An 18256-nucleotide genomic window follows, 5' to 3' on the forward strand; every position below is an offset into this window, starting at 1 on the left:
ATCGAAGTTGATGTAGAGCGTGGCTTTGCCGTCAGTTTCTAGTTTTTTTTTAACTCCGTGGCACCCACTACGGATGCCTGCTGGGGCATGGCGGCTTTCTCCACTATGTCCAGGTTGTACTTCTCGTCATCGGGCTGCACCTGTATCCAAACCTCTTTGTCTTTCTGCCGAATGACATAGGTATCGGTGGGCCGGTAGGTGCTGACGGAGCCGTTATGCTTGTCATATTCCTGCTCGCCCAGCTTCTTGATGGCTTCCTCGTTAATAATGCCGGAATGCACTTTTACGCCGCCCAGGCTCTTAATCAGGTTCTCGTAGTTGCGCTGCATCATTAGTTCCGAGGCGGGCTTGTTGGAGTCGACGGGGCGGAACGTGCGGGACACCATTTTGCCTTCCACCGCAATAATATTCTTGCCATCGAAGAAGTAAGCCCGGTCAAAATCGAAGCCCACACTGTCGCTGCTGTACTTGGTCTGGTAGCCTTTCAGGGCGCTCAAATAGGGGAAAGTACCCAGGTTGGCGTCCGTAACCGGAACAGTATTGATATCGAAAGTAGCTGCCGGCGTGGTGGCGGGGGCTTCACTGGCTAATACAGCGGCCGGCTCAGCCGACGCGGGGGCAGGAGCAGTGGTTTCGGTGGTTTCAACGGTGGCTGTGGCTGATTCTCCGGCGGCCTTGTCTTTGGAGCCGCAGGAGGAGAGTACACCCGCCAACAAAAGGGCGGAAGCTACGAGAGGAGAAGTTTGTTTCATGAAAAGCAGAAGGGCTAAGCGTGTATAGATCGAACAAATAAAATGAATATTTATATAAGAATACTTAAATACAACATGTCCATTTGCAGGCAGGAGGTTTTCCGCCCAAGTTTTCCTGCGACCTTTGCAGCGCGGCCCACCCGGCCGCCTTCCTTGGATTTACTTACTCAGAGCTGATGGATTTTATAGAACTGCGCGTGAAGGCGCCCCGCGAGCTGGCCGATATCTTAGTAGCCGAGCTGGCCGAAGTAGGGTTTGATACCTTCGAAGACAACGACGAAGGCTTCTGCGCCTACACCACCGAGGACGTATTTAACCCCGACAATGTAGCGGAAATTGTGAGCCGCTACGAAGGCATTGGGGAGGTAGAGCACAGCCACCGCATCATCACTCGCCAGAACTGGAACGCCGAGTGGGAGAAGAACTTCCAGCCGCTGGTTATTGCCGAGAAAGTATCGGTGCGGGCGCCGTTCCACGAGGCCCGACCGGATCTGGAATACGAAATCGTGATTATGCCGCGCATGTCCTTCGGCACCGGCCACCACGATACCACCGCGCTGATGATTGAAAATCAGCTCACTATCGACCACCAGCATAAGCGTGTGCTGGACATGGGCTGCGGCACCGGCATTCTGGCCGTTATGGCCGTGCACCTGGGCGCCGACTACGTGCTGGCCGTGGACGTAGAGCCCTGGACCGCCGAAAATGCCGCCGACAACGCCGCCGAAAACAATGTGCAGGACAAAGTGGAAGCCCGCCTCGGCGACATCACCGCCCTGGAAGGCGAAGCTCCTTTCGATATTATTCTGGCCAACATCAACCGCAACGTACTGCTGGAAGATATGGGCGCCTATGGTCAGTATCTGAAGCCGGGCGGACCTATTCTGTTCTCCGGTTTCTATGAGGAAGATCTGCCCCTGATTCGGGCCGCCGCGGAAAAGGCTGGCTTCCGGTATGAATCTATGCGCACGCGCAACCATTGGGTATCGGCTATTTTCCGGAAATAAGCGAGGGAATCAGGTAATGGGCGAGGGGAGGAGCAATAGCTCTTTCCCTCGTTTTGTTTGAACCCCTTGGGCACTTGCGCCCGGGTTTTTAGCGTTGGTTTGGATAATAGCCAGCCGAATATTTCATCCACCGGGAATTGTGGGCGTTGGCGGCCGTTTCAAAAAGAATGCGCCGATTTTTGATGAAATTGTAGGCGAATAAGTATGTTCTGACGGTATTGAGTATGAAGCAACTAGTATTTGGATGGCTATGCGTAATGACCCTGGGACTGAGCACGGTGGTGCATGCCCAGCAGCCGGCCGCCCCCAAGCCCGGCCAGCAACCGGCCACGGCGCGCCCGCAGGCCGGTAAACTTTCCCAGGACCCTGAGCAGTTTATCCAGGATGTGCAGGCTATGATGGCCTCCACTAACAATGTAGCAGCCAAGGCTACCGCCGCGCAACTGCAGAGCCTGTGGGGCTCCAACAAGCTCACGGCTACGCAGCAGCGCACTATTATTGCTATTTCGCAGCAGATGCTGGCCCGCAAGTTTCGGCCTAAGCCCCACTTCGAGCTGTTCTTCAATACCATTCTGGCCGGCAATGCCAAGCAGAACCTCTCTGACCAGCAGATGACGGACCTGCTTACTACCATCGGCAAAACGGTGGAAAAGGAGCCGGTGAAGGAAACCGAAAAGCTGCTGAACACGCTGGCCCAGTTTACGGCCAGCAATATGCTCTACCGCTCGCGCTACAACCGCGTAGAGCTGGTGCGCGGCAGCTTTACCTTTGCCTATAACGAGAACGACCAGCCCCTGGCCGCACCGGTAGCCGCGCCAGCCCCTACGCCTACACCAGCCGCCGTTACCACGGCTCCGCTGAAAACCAAGGCCAAATCAGCGGCTAAGCCTGCCGCCAAAAAGAAAAATGATGGGTGGGATACTTCTGACTGGTCATCTTCCGGCAGTAGTGGCTGGGGCGACGATGATGGCTGGGGGGCGCCCAAGAAAAAGGCCGTGCCCGTAAAAAAAGCCCCGGCTAAAACTACTGCCAGCAAAGCGGCGCCCGTAGAGCGGGCCGCTGAGCCGGAGCCGGTAGCCGCGCCCCAGTACTATGATGATTATGCCGCGCCCAGCACCCGCGGGCCCGTAATTGTGCTGAAGGAAGTGGATTTACTGCTGGGCGGCTTCGGGGCCGACTCGGCGCTTATCACCAAAACCAGCGGCATGCTGGTGCCCCTGCAAACCCGCTTTGTGGGGCAGGGCGGCCAGTATGCGTGGCAGGTAGGGCAGAACCCCGCCACCGCCGACCTCACCCACTACGATTTTGACGTGGCCAGGCCGGAGTTTAAGGCTGAGCCCGTAACGCTGACGTATCCGGCCGTGCTGGAAAACCCCGTGCGCGGGGCGCTGGCGTTTAAAAGCCTCAAGAAAAAGCCCGGCAGCACCGATTCTTCCTTCCCGCGCTTTATCTCCCTCACTAACGACGCCCGCGTTAAGAACATCGGCGACAACATCAAATACGTGGGTGGTTTTGCCCTGAACGGGCAGCGCACCTTCAGCGCCAGCCTCGATGGTTCCCTGTCTACCATTAGTGTGCAGGCCGATGGCAAAACCAAGTTCCGGGCCGATGCCCGCGCTTATGAGCTGGGCGATACACTGATTTCCTCCGCCCGCGCCGCCGTTACCATCTACCAGGCCAAGATTGACTCGCTCTATCACCCTGGCGTGAAGCTGAAGTTCTCCAAGCCCCGGCAGGTGCTGCAGCTGGCCCGCGAAGACGGCCTGTACAAAACCACGCCCTACGCCGACTCTTACCACCAGATTGAAATTGCCACCGAGTTGCTGACCTGGCCCATCAATACGCCATTCATCAACTTTACCATGCTCACGGCCAAAAGCCAGGTAGCCGCCACCTTCGATTCTAAAGAATTCTACACGAATACCCGGTATCAACAGCTGAAAGGCATTAACAAGATGCACCCGCTGCAAATGGTGGTGGGCTACAGCCAGAGCCACGGCAATACCAAAAGCTTTACCGTAAACGACCTGATAACTACCTATAAGGTAACGGAGCCGAACGTACGCTCGGCTATGGCGGCACTAGCCCGGGATGGCTACGTGCGCATCAACCCCAACAGCGACAATATTCTCTTGCTGCCCAAGGCCACGCACTACGTTAACTCGGCGCGCGGCAAGAAAGACTACGACCATATTTCTATTAAGTCGGTGGCTGGTGGCGGGCGCAATGCCACGTTGAACATGCAGAACGACGATTTGCTGGTGCGGGGCGTAGACCGGTTTAACTTCTCCGACGACTCCGTAACGGTATTCGTGAAGCCCGACAGCAGCCAGATTCGCATTCAGAAAAACCGCAACATTCTGTTCAACGGCACCATGGTAGCGTCGGCCTTCGTGTTCAAGGGCAAGGAGTTTCGCTTTGATTACGATGGGTTCTTCGTGGATATGATGAAGATTGACTCCATCATTGTGAAGGGCAAGAACTCCAAAGGCTCGGTGATGAAAGCCCGCAAGGACACGGACTTTACCCTCACCAACAAAAAGAAAACCTCGGCCGGTAAGCTCTACATCAACGACCCCAGAAATAAGTCAGGCCGCAAGAAGCTGGGGGCGTATCCTTCGTTTGATGCTACCACAGGGGCTTACGTGTTCTTTGATAAGCCGGAAGTACTGGGCGGCGCCTACGATACCACGGTTTACTTCGATATTCCGCCTTTCCGCCTGGACTCCCTGAACAACAAAAACCGCTCGGCGGTAGGCTTCAAGGGTACCTTCGTCTCGGGTAATATCATGCCCCGCTTTGCCACCAAGCTCAGCCTGCAGGAAGATGGCTCCCTGGGCTTCACTTACAACATTCCCAAAGGTGGCTTTGCCCTGTATGGCGGCAAGGCCCAGCTGTTTAACCAGGTGAAGATGAGTAACCGCGGTATTCAGGGCATTGGCGAAATTAAGTACCTGGCGGCCACGCTGCAGAGCGACCAGTTCATCTTTTACAAAGATTCCGTGGTAACGGTGGGCAAAACCGCCACCTTGGCCGAAGGCTCTTATAAAGGCGCGGAGTATCCTAAGCTGAGTCTGCTGCCCGGCTACCAGATGAAGTGGGCCGTAGCCGCCGACTCCATGTACTTCAGCACGGCCAAATCCAGCTCGGCCATGCGCTTTTACGATGGTACCTACACCTACCGCGGCGAAGCCGTGCTGACGCCCACCGGCCTGTACGGTGACGGCCGGATGGAAGGACCACAGTCCGTGATTCGCTCCCCCAAGTTCACGTTCCTGCAGCACCACTACAAAGGCAGTAACGCGGTGCTCAACATCAAATCCAGTGAGCAGAACAAGCCGGCGGTAACGGCATCGGACGTGGCTTTCGACTATGACATTAAGCAGGGCTTTGCGGATTTCTCGCCGGAAAAGGCCGGTGTGGCCAACGTAGAGCTGCCCTATACCCAGTACAAAACCTCGCTGAGTGGCGGTAAGTGGGACTTTAAGAAGAAAACTATTGTGTTCCGGGTAGCGCCGGGCGCCGACTCCACGCGCTCCTTCTTCTACTCCACCAAGCCCGATCAGTACGGCCTGAAGTTTCAGGCTTCCAGCGGCATGTACGATCTGAACAAGTACCGCCTGCTGGCCGGTGGCGTGCCGCATATTGCCGCCGCCGATGCCTGGATTGAGCCGGACAGCAACAAGGTGTATATCTCGGCCAACGCTGATATGCGCGCGTTCAAGAATGCCAACATCACCATGGACACGCTGCACAAGTACCACCAGCTGTACAAGGGCGAGGTCGATATCCTGTCGCGGCGCTCATTTGTGGGCAATGCGCTGTATAACTACAAGAATGCCTCCGCCGATTCTTTTGCTATCAAGTTCGAGAACTTCCGGGTAGACTCCGCGCAGGCGCTGGGCGGCGATAACCGCAGCCGGGCCGCTAAGCTGCTGAGCAGGAACGATGGCGCTAAATTCTCGCCGCCCACGCTGGCCACCGCCAGCATTAAGGCCGAGGACAAGTTCCATCTGGCCCCACGCATTGCGTACCGGGGCAGCGCCATTATGAACTCCCAGCGTAAGCGGTTTGCTTTTGATGGACAGTCGCGGCTGGAGTTCAGCAAGAATGCCGCGGCCTCTACCTGGTTTGCGGTGCAGGACTCGATTGACCCCAACCGCATCCGTATTCCGATTAAGGACCCGAAATCCGACGACGGCACCACCTTGTTTACGGGTCTGTTTTTATCGGAGGCCAATAGAGTTTATCCGCTGTTTGTAGGCCCCAAGCAGAGCATCACCGACCAGAATATCTTTCAGGCGGAAGGCACCCTGGCTTTTGATCCTAAGACCCGGCAGTTCCGGCTGGGGCCGCAGGACGAGAGCCCCGATATCCTGCAGGGAAATGTGCTGACGTTTAATGACTCTACCTCAGCCATGACCTTCCGGGGCAAGCTTAACCTCATCAACTCCAACAAGGACTATACCCTGGAGGCCGCCGGTCTGGGCTACGCCAAGCCCGACAGCAGCCGCTACGAACTGGATACCTTCATGGCCCTGGACATCAACCTGCCCGAAAAGGCTCTGATAGCTATGGGCGATGATATGGCCCGCTATTCCAAAGGCCTGCCCGAAGCCGTGGACAACTCCCGCGAAACGGCTCTGAAGCTGGGTGAGTTTGTGGGCAGCAAAGATGCCGCCGCCTACATGAACCGCCGCGGTGGCTACACGTCCCTGCAGAAAGTATCGTCTAAACTGGCCCGCACGCTGGTGCTGAACAAAGTGGACCTGGTTTGGTCTGACAAGCAGCGGGCCTGGTACTCCACCGGCAAAATTGGCTTGGTGAGCATCCTGAAAAAGGACATCAACGCCCTGATTGACGGCTACATCGAAATCAAGCACGAATCGACGGGCGACGTGGTGGAAATGTACCTGGAGGCCGAGCCGCAAACCTGGTACTACCTCAAGTATGCCAACAACACCATGCTGGCCAAAGCCCAGCACGGCTCCTTCGACGAGATTGTAGGCTACAAAGCCAAGGGCGACTACAACACGGCCACGGAGTACGGCTTCTTCCTGGGTGATGACCAGACGGTGCAGGAATTCCTCACGCGCTTCCGCAAAACTTACCTGGGTTTGAAAGGCAAAGAGGCTGCCAAGAAAATTGTGACTACCCAGCCCGAGCCCGACCCTTCGGTAGAAGAGGATGGCAAGAAGAAAAAGAAGAAAAAAGGCTCGGAGTTCGATATGACCAACTCTGACCAGCCGGCCGCTGATGCGCCTGTAGACGACGCCCCGGTAGACCGCAAGAAAAAGAAGAAAAAGGACGACGACCAGGCGCTGATTGATGCTGCCGCCAAAGAGGCCGCGGGTACCGCTCCGGCAGAGGAAACCAGCAAAAAGAAGAGCAAGAAAGAGGCGAAGGCCGATGCGGACAACCCGCCCGCAGATGCTTCTGCCGCTCCCACGGAAGACACCAGTAAAAAGAAGAAAAAGAAGAAAAACGAAGACGACCCCTTCGGCGGTCAGTAAGCTCCTTCTGGCCGCAGCCCCGCTCCGAAACCGGAGCGGGGCTGTTTGCTTCCGGATAGTAGCGCGAAGCTCCGGCTTCGCGCACGAGCAACGCGAGTTCCTGCGCGTGGGTACAGCTGGCGCGGTTCCGGCTACTCGCCTCGCTCGTGCGCGAAGCCGGAGCTTCGCGCTACCACGCAACCGTTATATTTGGCCTTGTTCGGCCTTTCTCCCCGCTGCCTATTTCCCACCGTTACGCTCTTTTTGTATGAATCTGCCCATTGTCATCGGTCTGCTGGTGGCCGCTTACCTGGTTGGCTCCATTCCCACCGCGCTGTGGGTAGGCCGCTGGTTTTTTGGCCTCGATATCCGGGAGCACGGCTCGGGCAACGCCGGCGCCACCAATACCTTCCGGGTGCTGGGCAAAAAGCCCGGCTCCTTCGTTATGGCCGTGGATGTGCTGAAGGGCTGGGCCGCTACTTCTCTGGCTACTGTGATGATGCAGCAGGGCGCCATTCAGCCCGGGCAGTTGCTCTACTTTCAGCTGGCCTGTGGGGTGCTGGCCGTCATTGGACACATTTATCCCATCTGGGCGGGCTTCCGGGGCGGCAAAGGCGTGGCTACCGTATTGGGTATGATGCTGGCTATTGCCCCGGCTACGGTGGGCGTGTGTATTCTGGTGTTTATCGTGATGCTACTGCTGTTTCGCTACGTTTCGCTCAGCAGCATGACGGCCGGAGTAGTCTTTGCGCTGCTGCAACTCTTCCCGGCTTTCCGTCCCGATAATTCGCTGCTGGTGTGGTTTGGTTTCGTGCTGTCCCTGCTGCTGATTTACACCCACCGCGCTAATATTGGGAGGCTGCGGGCCGGTACGGAAAGCCGCGTGCCCATGCCATGGGATAAGAAGTAGGAGGTACTTAATAGGCGTGTTCCAACAGATAAGTGCTGTCTACGCCGCGAACAGTTAGGAGCTAATTCGGTTCATAAAAATCATTTCTCTTTGGAATTGACTAATAAGAGACCAATGAACTTTGACTCATTTGAACGTTATGAACTGGTTGCTTTAGCAAAAGCATTGAGTTTCGTTAAGTATGAATCGAAGGGAGAAACCGCATCTTTTTTAGCTGGCAGTCCTATCATTTCAGACCTGTATCAGAAAATTTGTGAGAGGATATGGGAGATGTCAAAAGGTTCCCGCGCAACAAAAAACCTACTCGAAAACGGCTGGCCTTTGGTGAAGAAGGGAGATGAAATTTATGAAATAGTTAATTACCATCTGCGTAAGCTTGATAATTGGGACTCACTTGACACTGAACTCAAGGCCCAGACAATTAAAGATTATTTAGGGCCTTATAAAGCACCAGATGAGGTAATGGCTGCTTTGTTGAATAGGGCCGGATAACAGATTGCTACCTCTCATAAAAAAGGTGGAAGTTGTGCTTTCCCGTACTATCTATTCGTTGGCTACTTTTACCCCAGCATTTCCACCCAATCTACTCTGCATGGCTTCTTACCTCGAACAGAATAAAGACCGTTTCCTGAGCGAACTGCTCGACTGGCTCCGCATCCCTTCGGTTTCCGCTGACCCTAAGTTCCACGGCGACGTGCTGCGGGCCGCCGACTTCCTGAAAACGCGCCTGGAAGAAGCCGGCATGGAAAACGTGGAGCTGTGCCAGACGGCCGGTTACCCCATTGTGTACGGCGACAAAATCATTGACCCCAGCCTGCCCACCGTGCTGGTGTACGGCCACTACGATGTGCAGCCCGCCGACCCGTATGAGCTGTGGACCTCGCCACCCTTCGAGCCCGTTATTAAAGACGGTAAGATCTACGCCCGCGGCGCCTGCGACGACAAAGGCCAGGTGTACATGCACGTAAAAGCCTTCGAAATGATGATGCAGGACGGCGGCGTGCCTTGCAACGTGAAGGTGATGTTTGAGGGCGAGGAGGAAGTAGGCTCCAGCAACCTGGGCATCTTCGTGAAAGCCAACAAGGAGAAACTGAAGGCCGATGTCATCCTGATTTCGGACACCGGCATCCTCTCCAACGACCAGCCCAGCATTGAGGTAGGTCTGCGTGGCCTGAGCTACCACCAGGTAGAAGTAACCGGCCCCAACCGCGACCTGCACTCCGGCCTCTACGGGGGCGCCGTACCCAACCCCATCAACGTGCTGTGCAAGATGATTGCCTCCCTGCACGATGAGAACAACCACATTACCATTCCCGAGTTCTACAACAATGTAGCCGTACTCAGCGAGGCCGACCGTGCCGAGTTGAACCGCGTGCCGCACTCCGATGAGGAGTTTAAGGAGAGCATCGGCCTGAAAGATATCTACGGCGAAAAAGGCTACACCACCGTGGAGCGCATTGGCATTCGGCCCACGCTGGACGTAAACGGCATCTGGGGCGGCTACACCGGCGAGGGTGCCAAAACGGTTATTGCCTCCAAAGCCTACGCCAAAATCTCCATGCGCCTGGTGCCGCACCAGACCTCGGATGAAATTACGGCGCTCTTCCAGAAGCATTTCGAAAGCATTGCCCCGGCCAGCGTAACCGTAAAAGTAACCCCGCACCACGGCGGTGAGCCGGTAGTAACACCCACCAATTCGGTAGCCTACCAGGCCGCCGCCGATGCTTTGGAAACCACCTTCGGCAAAAAGCCTATTCCTACCCGGGGTGGCGGTTCCATTCCCATTGTGGCCATGTTTAAATCAGAGCTGGGCCTGGATACCGTGCTGCTCGGCTTCGGACTGGATTCGGACGCCATTCACTCGCCCAATGAGCACTACGGCGTGTTTAACTTCTTTAAGGGCATTGAAACCATTCCGCATTTCTACCGCAACTACGCGGCGGGCATGCAGAAGTAACTGTCATTCCGAGCAAAGCGAGGAAGCTGAGTTTCTCTGCTTAAGATTAACCCAGATTCCTCGCGCTGCTCGGAATGACAGTGTAAGCAAAAGCCCGGTTCCTTTAGCAGGAGCCGGGCTTTTGCTTGTTAGCAGGAGGAAGCTTAACGGCCGTTGAAGGAGTAAGTAAGATAAAGCTGAAAAGCACTGTTGCGGATGTTGTTCTGCACCGTGGCGCTGCCCACCGTAGTGGCTTTTTCTATGTTGGTGATGCCGCCATTATAGCGCAGGCCAATGCCCGGCCCCGTTTTGCGCTGATAGCCCAGGCCCGCCGCATAACCCAGATCAAAGGTGTTGTACCGGCTTTTTCGATCGTAGGTAATGGTGTTGTACTTGTCTTTGGCCGACACCAGAAAGCCCAGTTGCGGGCCGGCTTCAAAGAACAGGCCATCGGCATTTACGTGCAGCAGCAGTGGAACATCCACGTAGCCCAGATGGCGGGTGTGTGGGTTGGGAACGGAAGGTATTTCGGCCCCTTTCTGGGAATACAGCAGCTCGGGCTGAAAGGCCAGCATATCCGTAAAGCCGATGTTAGCGAAGCCCCCGGCGTGGAAGCCGAAAATAGACTTAGCGCTGCCGGCCTGCTTGCCCACAAAAGAGGAAAGGGTGCCGCCCGCCTTCAGGCCTAAGGAAACGTCGCTTTGAGCCTGAGCGGTACCCGCCAGGCCGGCCAGCAGCAAAAGAGGAAGAAATGCTTTTTTCATAGGAAGTGCCAAAGTCAGAGAGACGTACTGTACAGGCGTAAAACTACACTGAAAACCGTCTGTGCTTACTCTTCGGGTAACAAAAAGCCCCTTCCCGTGGAGGGGAAGGGGCAAGGTTTGCGGTAGCGACGAGGCTTACTTATTGCCAATCAGATACCCCAGAGAAACCTGGAAGGCAGAGTGGCGGGCATTTTTCAGGTCGCCGTTGAAGTAGGTGTCGCCATTGTCGCTCTTCACCAGGTCGCTGAAGGCGCCAGTGTAGCGCAGGCCTATGCTTAGGCCATTTTCGGCTTGGTAGCCCAAGCCGGCAGCGTAGCCCAGTTCCGTGCGGTTCAGCTCGCTCACGTCGTTCTGGTTTTCGGCTTGGGAAGTCTCGGGCTCACCTGTCAGTGGGCTGGTGGTGGTAGTTTTAGTCTGATTATTCGAACTCAGCAGATATGATATCTGCGGGCCTGCTTCAAAGTAGAAACCATCAGCATTGATTTTGGCCAGAATAGGAAGGTCCAGGTAGTTGTAGTTTACCTTGCCTTCACGCTTTGTCTGGTAACCCAGTATGTTAGTATACTCCGTAGGCTTGTTTTCAAAGCCTTTCTGCGAGTACAAAAGCTCAGGCTGAATGGAGAAGAAATTCTCCACGATAGGGGCATTCAGCATAACGCCACCCACAAAGCCGAGCTTGTTATTGTAAGTGTTTTCGTTTTTGATATTGCCGGACAGGTTGGAATAGTTAGCGCCGGCGCGCAGACCCAAACGCACACCCTGTGCCTGGGCCGAAGAAAATGCCGCGACAGAAAGCAAAGCGGCTACGAGAACGGTGGACTTTTTCATAAGGTCAGATACGAATTAGGGAAAGGAAATCGTATGCCGGCCTCTATTCGAAAAATGTGCCAATCTGATTTATGCAGGCACTGTTGGCGTAAAAAAAGCCTGCTTCCCCTCCTGGGGAAAGCAGGCTTCTACAAGCAGGCCACTGATTATTAGTACTTGCTGCGGTTGTGTCTGGCGCGGTTAAATGAAGGGTTATCACTGCCCAAAAACAAGTAGCCCACCTGCGCCTGTATGACGGAGTTGTAGTTGTGTACTTTGATATTCCCGTTGTCTTCCTTCAGAGGAGTTACATCCCGGTTATAACGCAACTCTACGCTCAGCCCGCCTTCCGACTGATAGCCCACCCCGGCCGTGCCGCCGTAGTTAACCGGCCGGTAGCCCGTTCTACCAGAGTTGGAAGTCAATAGAACGTTAGCCTGAGGGCCCAGCACCAGAAACGGCCCCTCCAGATCCAGCCGGGCCAGCACGGGCACGTCTATGTAATGGATGGTGGATTTGGTAGCACCAGCATTCTGGCTGGTGCCCTTCATGGAGTACAGCAGCTCGGGCTGAATGGATAGGAACCCATTAGAAGAAGCCGGAAAATTGACTACTGCGCCGCCCAGCCCACCTAGCTTGAGCTGGTTGGCATCCGGCGCATCAGAGCCCACAATGTTGCTCAGGTTAGCCCCGGCTTTAAGTCCAAATATGGTTTTTTGCGCCTGCACGGCACCCGTAGTAAAAAGCGCAGCGGCTAGGATAAAAACGGCCTTTTTCATGCAAAATCGAAGAACAGAAGGGAGAGAAAAGTTCGGTGATGAGGACGAGAGCGGACGTTGCAACAGAGGCTGAAAAGTGCTGCAGGAATTGTGCCATTATTCCGGAATTGCTATAAAACAGAAAGGCGCTTACTCTCCGAAGAAAGTAAGCGCCCAAGTGTTTCTGCTTTAAAAGCTACGGCTTATTTACCACCAATGAGGTAACCTAGCGAAGCCTGGAATACCTGGTTACGGGCATTCTTCACGTCATCATCACCTGTGTAGCCGTCTTTGGCAAAGTCAGTAAAGGAGCCATTGTAGCGGATACCCACCAGGAAGCCTGCGGTAGACTGATAACCCAAGCCAGCGGCGTAGCCAATTTCGCTACGATTCACATTGTTCAGGTTTTCTGTATCCTCTCTTTTATAAAGAGTTGTGCCATTCCTAGTCGACTTAGTTTCATCTTTTATTTTAAGCAAATAGCTGTATTGCGGGCCAGCTTCAAAGAAAAAGCCATCAGCATTAATCTTCAGCAATACTGGTACATCGATGTAGTTATAGGTGCGGCTGCCTTCAAACTTTGTACCCGCAATTTCTTTATCAGCATTTTTAAAGCCCTTTTGAGAATACAGTACTTCCGGCTGAATGGAGAAGAAGCCATCATCGGTTACGCTGAAATTAGCCATAATGCCACCGTGGCCACCGAATTTACTTTCGAAACGGTCCTCATTGACCAGGTCGCCGGAGAGGTTGGAATAGTTTACGCCGCCTTTAATACCCAGGCGTACGCCCTGGGCTTTGGCATCCTGAGAAGAGAAAGTGGCGGCCGCCAGAAGCGAAGCGAGTAGGATTGTTGTCTTTTTCATGGTGCAACAAGGGTTTAGTGAACATTGCACATTGGCACCCCAACCCGGGGTTCCATGGGGCCTTAAACGGAGAAATTGGTAACGGATACATATCACCGCAAAAAAAAATGGCCCGGCCTTGCGGCCAGACCATTTTCAGGCGGCGGTAACCGCCTGATTATTTGCCCAGTTGCAGCAGGTAGCCCACCTGCAAAATAACGGCGTCGTTGGCGCTCTTGGGCTTGCTTTCAATGGCCTTGGTATCCAGCACCGTCTGAAAGCCGCGGTTGTAGCGCAGGCCAAGGGTGAGGCCATTGCGGGACTGGTAGCCTACTCCCGCCAGGGCGCCAAAATCCCACTTGGCTACGTCGCCGCTGGCGTCGGAAGAGGCCTTGGTGGTGGCTTCTTTGCGGCTGTCGGAGAATTTGCTGTAGGTTTCGGTATCGGTGCTGCTGCCCAGCAGGTAGCCTACCTGCGGACCCAGCTCAAAGTACACGCCTCCGTTGGTGTTCACGCGCACAGGAACGGGCAAATCCAGATAACTCAGGGTGCGGTCTACGGTATTGATGCGCAGCGTTTCGCTTTCGCCCAGCTCAGTAGTGTTCAGGGAGGTTTGCGTGAGCTTATAGCCTTTATGGTTCAGCTGCAGTTCGGGCGCTACCGTGAACAAACCAGTGCTGGAAAGGGGAATAGTCGCCGCCAGACTCACATTATAGCCCGTATGCCGGTCGCCCAGCTGCACCCGGTAGTTGGGGCCGGCCAGCATGTCCAGCTCGTTGCCCGTGAGGCGGGCCAGCGTAGCACCGGCTTTCAGGCCCAGGCGGGGCTTGCCGGGGTTTTGGGCGTGGGCCACCGAGGCCAAAGCGGCGAGGGCAACTGCCAGTACGGCCTTCTTAACCATGAAAATAGAAATTGCAGTGAATGAATAATACAGGGAACCCGCCGCATGTTGCCCGGCGGAGCCCAATGAAAAGACAATGTTACGGCAATGGCGTGAGTTACCCGCAACCAGCTGCTCTGGTAAGATTGATTTTATGCCCTTGGCGTTGCAGGGTACATCCGATAAAGCAGCGGCTCGTATTTTTGAGCGTTGGCTAACTCTGATTCCACTATCCGCATTTGGGCAGCACTATCCGTAGTAGTGGTGCTGCTTAGCAGTAGCGCCGGCCCCGTCTGGGGCCAAGTGCCGCGCGCCCCCTGGGTGGCAGGGCTCTATGCCCAGGGAGGCTTTATAGTGGCCCACTCGCCGCGGGTGCGGCACCTGGTGCGGGCGCACCCTACCGGCCTGGAGCTGAATTTGCAGCGCCAAACCACCGGGCAGGCCCCCTGGCACGCCTGGTATGGCTACCCTAAAATAGGCGTGGCGTTGGTCTATTATGATTACCATAACCCGGTGCTGGGGAAGAGCTACGGGGCTTCCTTTTACCTTAATAAAACCTATTGGCGCACCACCCGGCAGGAGCTAAATTTCCGACTGGGCACTGGCCTGGGGTGGTTTACGCAGGGGTTTTCACAGGAACTCAACCACAAAAATACGCTCGTCAGCTCCCACCTCAATGCCATGCTGCAGGCCCGCGTGGAGTACGACCGGGCCCTGTCGCGGCAGGTTGGCCTGCTGGTAGGCGTGGGGCTGAATCATTTTTCCAACGGCGCCACGGCCAAGCCCAATCTGGGTATTAATATTCCCACCGTAGTACTGGGCCTCAATTTCCATCAGCAGCGCCCCTTCCGGCCGCTGGATGTACCCCCGCTGCCCGAGCCAACCGATATCGGCCGGAATTTCCTGAACCTAAGCACTAGCCTGGGACTGAAACGCCTCAATGAAATCGACCAGCAAATCTACCTGGTCAACTCCGTTTCAATAGTAGCTGGCCGCCGCCTGGATCGTAAAAGCAACCTGCTGCTGGGCCTGGAGGGCTTCTACGACCGTTCTCTGCGCGCCGAGCAGCGGGATACCGCCCGCCAGGACGCGCCTTTAGTAGACGTAAAAAAAGCCGGCGTTTTTCTGGGCCATGAGCTGCTGTTTGGCCGCCTGGCGCTGGTTACGCACCTGGGCGTATACGTGTACAACCCCTACAAATCCAACAACTTTTACTACGAGCGGGTGGGGCTGAAATACCACTTTACCAACCGCCTGTTTGGCGCCGTAGACCTGAAAGTACACCGCGGCGCGGCCGATGTGCTGGAGTGGAAAGCCGGGATAAAGCTATAATAGCTGCCTTCTATTTGGCGGCCAGGAGCGCCTGATTAATGCGCTTCACTATGGCGGGCCCTTCGTAAATAAACCCGGTATAGAGCTGCACCAACACGGCCCCGGCGGCTAGCTTTTCCCGCGCATCCTGCGGGGAATGAATACCGCCCACCCCAATGATGGGCAAGGCGCCATCACTATGCCGGTGCAGGTAGCGAATAACCTCCGTAGCGCGCTGACGCAAAGGCCGCCCGCTTAATCCACCCGCCCCCAGGCTGGCCACATGCTCCGGACTGGTGCGCAGGCCTTCCCGACTGATGGTAGTATTGGTAGCTACCAGCCCGCTAAGGTTGGTTTCGCGGGCAATCAGCAGAATGTCGTCCAACTGAGTGTCCGTCAGATCGGGGGCTATTTTGAGTAGGAGGGGCCGGGGTTTCGGCAGGGCCTGGTTGCGCTCCTGCACCTGCTGCAACAGCTGAATCAGCGGCTCGCGCTCCTGCAGCTGGCGCAGGTTGGGCGTATTAGGCGAGCTGACATTCACCACAAAATAGTCCACCACCTCGTGCAGGGCCTCTACGCAGGCCACGTAATCCTGCGCGGCCTGCTCATTCGGGGTGTCTTTGTTTTTGCCGATGTTACCGCCGATAATCATATCGGAACGGCGGTGACGCAGGCGCTCGGCGGCCGCAGCGGCCCCGGCATTATTGAAGCCCATGCGGTTTACCAGGGCCTCGTCCTGCGGCAAGCGGAACAGGCGGGGCTGTGGGTTGCCGGGCTGCGGGCGGGGCGTTACGGTGCCAATTTCCACAAAACCAAAGCCCAGGGCCGCCAGCTCGTCGGTTAGCTCCGCATTCTTATCAAAGCCAGCCGCCAGGCCCACCGGGTTCCGGAACTTCAGCCCGAACACTTCCCGCTCCAGCCCCGGATTCTGATAGTCATAAAGCCCCCGCAGCAGCGCCTGGCCGCCCGGCACGCGGGCCATCCGCTTCAGGTTATCGAATACCAGATGGTGCGCGCGTTCGGCATCCAACTGGAAAAACAGGGGCTTCAGCAGGGCTTTGTACATGGCAAGGCAAAGCTACGCAATGGGGAGGAAGTGTCATTGCGAGGCACGAAGCAATCCGTCCTCTGAAACGCAGAAAGCTCTGAGATGTGAAAAGCCCTTGACGTACTATACATCAAGGGCTTTCTGGTAAGAGAGGGTTGGTCACTTCTGAGAGGACAGATTGCTTCGTGCCTCGCAATGACAATTTGTTTACCCCGCCCAGCCTTCTCTATCCAGGCTGCGGTATTGAATGGCTTCGGCCAGATGCTGAATCTGGATTTCCTCCGAAGCGGCCAGGTCGGCAATGGTGCGGGCTACTTTCAGGATCCGGTCGTAGGCGCGGGCGGAGAGGCCAAGGCGCTCCATGGCGGTTTTCAGCAGCAGGCGGCCAGCATCGTTTATCTGACACAGGTCCTTCACCATTTGCGGGGGCATCATAGCATTGGAGTGGATTTCGGGGAAATCCTGGAACCGCACGGCCTGCCGTTCCCGGGCCGTGGAAACGCGCTGCTGAATATCGGCGCTGGTTTCGGAGCGGCGGGTTTCCGTCATCTGGTCGAAGGAAACCGGCGTTACTTCCACGTGCAGATCAATGCGGTCCAGCAACGGGCCGCTTACTTTGTTGAGGTAGCGCTGCACCACGCCGGGGCCGCACACGCACTCCTTTTCCGGGTGATTATAGTAGCCGCAGGGGCAAGGGTTCATGCTGGCTATCAGCATAAAGTTGGCCGGGAAATCGATGCTGATTTTGGCGCGGGAAATGGTCACGCGCCGCTCTTCCAAAGGCTGGCGCATCACCTCCAGTACCGTGCGCTTAAACTCGGGCAGCTCATCCAGAAACAGCACCCCGTTGTGCGAGAGGGATATTTCTCCCGGCTGCGGATTACCGCCACCACCCACCAGGGCCACATCGGAAATGGTGTGGTGCGGAGCCCGGAATGGCCGTGAGCTGAGCAGCGAAGCATTAGTGCCCAGCTTGCCCGCTACGGAGTGAATCTTGGTGGTTTCCAGTGCCTCGTGCATCGTGAGGGGCGGCAGAATGCTGGGCAGGCGCTTGGCCAACATGGTCTTGCCGGCACCGGGCGGGCCGATCATGATAACGTTATGGCCGCCGGCCGCGGCTATTTCCAGCGCCCGTTTGATGTTCTCCTGACCCTGCACATCGGCAAAATCGGCGGCGTACTGGTTGGCGGCGTGCTGGAAAATGTCGCGCGTGTCCACCTTCACCGGCGCAATATCTTGGCGGCCCTCGAAAAAGTCGATGGCCTCCTGCATGGTTTCCACGGGAATCACATCCAGATTATTCACGATGGCCGCTTCCTGCGCGTTTTCCTTCGGCAGAATAATGCCTTTGAAGCCTTCTTTGCGCGCCTGAATGGCAATAGGCAACACCCCCCGGATAGGCCGCAGCCCACCATCCAGGGCCAGCTCGCCCATAATTATATAGTCGCCCAGTCGCTCGGTGGTCAGTTGCTGGGAAGCGTGCAGAATGCCCAGCGCAATGGGTAAATCGTAGGCGGAGCCTTCCTTACGCACATCAGCCGGGGCCATGTTTACCACCACTTTGGTGCGCGGCATGCGGTAGCCCCTGAACTTGAGGGCGGCTTCTATCCGCTGCTGACTTTCCTTAATGGCATTATCAGCTAAGCCCACTACATAAAAATTCGTCCCCTGCGATACAACTACTTCAATAGTAATAGTATTGGCATTGACACCCTGCACGGCCGAGCCGTAGGTTTTTGTAAGCAT

The 18256-nt window shown here is 55.9% G+C and carries 14 protein-coding genes; 6 read left to right on the plus strand and 8 right to left on the minus strand.

All coding sequences use genetic code 11. The features are described from left to right. Window positions 1–38: 38 nt before the first annotated feature. Window positions 39–752, minus strand: coding sequence for a hypothetical protein (locus PK28_RS18825; RefSeq protein ID WP_156126229.1), 714 nt, complete (start codon window positions 750–752; stop codon window positions 39–41). A 176-nt stretch (window positions 753–928) separates the two neighbouring features. On the opposite strand from PK28_RS18825, the gene prmA reads away from it, so the two are divergent. From prmA to PK28_RS04030, 5 genes are all read left to right on the plus strand, one after another. Then, window positions 929–1759, plus strand: a complete 831-nt coding sequence (gene prmA / locus PK28_RS04010; protein WP_044511665.1) for a 50S ribosomal protein L11 methyltransferase — start codon at window positions 929–931, stop codon at window positions 1757–1759. Window positions 1760–2016: 257 nt separating this feature from the next. Continuing rightward, window positions 2017–7272, plus strand: a complete 5256-nt coding sequence (locus tag PK28_RS04015) for a hypothetical protein (protein WP_044511668.1) — start codon at window positions 2017–2019, stop codon at window positions 7270–7272. A 247-nt stretch (window positions 7273–7519) separates the two neighbouring features. After that, window positions 7520–8161, plus strand: coding sequence for a glycerol-3-phosphate 1-O-acyltransferase PlsY (plsY, locus tag PK28_RS04020; protein ID WP_044511670.1), 642 nt, complete (start codon window positions 7520–7522; stop codon window positions 8159–8161). 114 nt (window positions 8162–8275) lie between these two features. Then, complete coding sequence (locus PK28_RS04025; RefSeq protein WP_197070470.1) at window positions 8276–8653, plus strand: hypothetical protein; 378 nt, start codon at window positions 8276–8278, stop codon at window positions 8651–8653. Window positions 8654–8753: 100 nt separating this feature from the next. Then, entirely contained in the window at window positions 8754–10118 is a 1365-nt protein-coding gene (locus PK28_RS04030) for a dipeptidase (RefSeq protein ID WP_044511674.1), read from the plus strand. A 143-nt stretch (window positions 10119–10261) separates the two neighbouring features. On the opposite strand, the gene PK28_RS18830 is transcribed toward PK28_RS04030, so the two are convergent. The 5 genes from PK28_RS18830 to PK28_RS04055 all read right to left on the minus strand — a co-directional run bounded on the left by PK28_RS18830 (window position 10262) and on the right by PK28_RS04055 (window position 14172). Next, window positions 10262–10861 carry a porin family protein gene (locus PK28_RS18830; RefSeq protein ID WP_048825558.1) on the minus strand — a complete coding sequence of 200 codons (600 nt, stop codon included), beginning with the start codon at window positions 10859–10861 and terminating at the stop codon, window positions 10262–10264. Window positions 10862–10996: 135 nt separating this feature from the next. After that, window positions 10997–11689 (minus strand): porin family protein, encoded by a 693-nt coding sequence (locus tag PK28_RS04040; RefSeq protein WP_044511676.1) that lies wholly within the window; start codon window positions 11687–11689, stop codon window positions 10997–10999. A gap of 149 nt (window positions 11690–11838) precedes the next feature. Continuing rightward, window positions 11839–12447: a porin family protein gene (locus PK28_RS04045; RefSeq protein ID WP_044511678.1), complete on the minus strand. Its 609-nt coding sequence runs from the start codon at window positions 12445–12447 to the stop codon at window positions 11839–11841. Between the two features lie 182 nt (window positions 12448–12629). Next, window positions 12630–13292 carry a porin family protein gene (locus tag PK28_RS04050; protein WP_044511681.1) on the minus strand — a complete coding sequence of 221 codons (663 nt, stop codon included), beginning with the start codon at window positions 13290–13292 and terminating at the stop codon, window positions 12630–12632. A gap of 157 nt (window positions 13293–13449) precedes the next feature. Then, window positions 13450–14172 (minus strand): porin family protein, encoded by a 723-nt coding sequence (locus PK28_RS04055; RefSeq protein WP_156126231.1) that lies wholly within the window; start codon window positions 14170–14172, stop codon window positions 13450–13452. Between the two features lie 189 nt (window positions 14173–14361). On the opposite strand from PK28_RS04055, the gene PK28_RS04060 reads away from it, so the two are divergent. After that, window positions 14362–15483, plus strand: coding sequence for an acyloxyacyl hydrolase (locus PK28_RS04060; RefSeq protein WP_082016948.1), 1122 nt, complete (start codon window positions 14362–14364; stop codon window positions 15481–15483). 10 nt (window positions 15484–15493) lie between these two features. Here PK28_RS04060 and PK28_RS04065 read toward each other — a convergent pair whose 3' ends face one another. Both PK28_RS04065 and PK28_RS04070 read right to left on the minus strand, forming a co-directional pair. Further along, window positions 15494–16528 carry a quinone-dependent dihydroorotate dehydrogenase gene (locus tag PK28_RS04065; protein ID WP_044511687.1) on the minus strand — a complete coding sequence of 345 codons (1035 nt, stop codon included), beginning with the start codon at window positions 16526–16528 and terminating at the stop codon, window positions 15494–15496. A 189-nt stretch (window positions 16529–16717) separates the two neighbouring features. Further along, window positions 16718–18256 (minus strand): YifB family Mg chelatase-like AAA ATPase, encoded by a 1539-nt coding sequence (locus tag PK28_RS04070; protein ID WP_044511689.1) that lies wholly within the window; start codon window positions 18254–18256, stop codon window positions 16718–16720.

The sequence above is a fragment of the Hymenobacter sp. DG25B genome (assembly GCF_000801315.1).
Taxonomy (GTDB): domain Bacteria; phylum Bacteroidota; class Bacteroidia; order Cytophagales; family Hymenobacteraceae; genus Hymenobacter.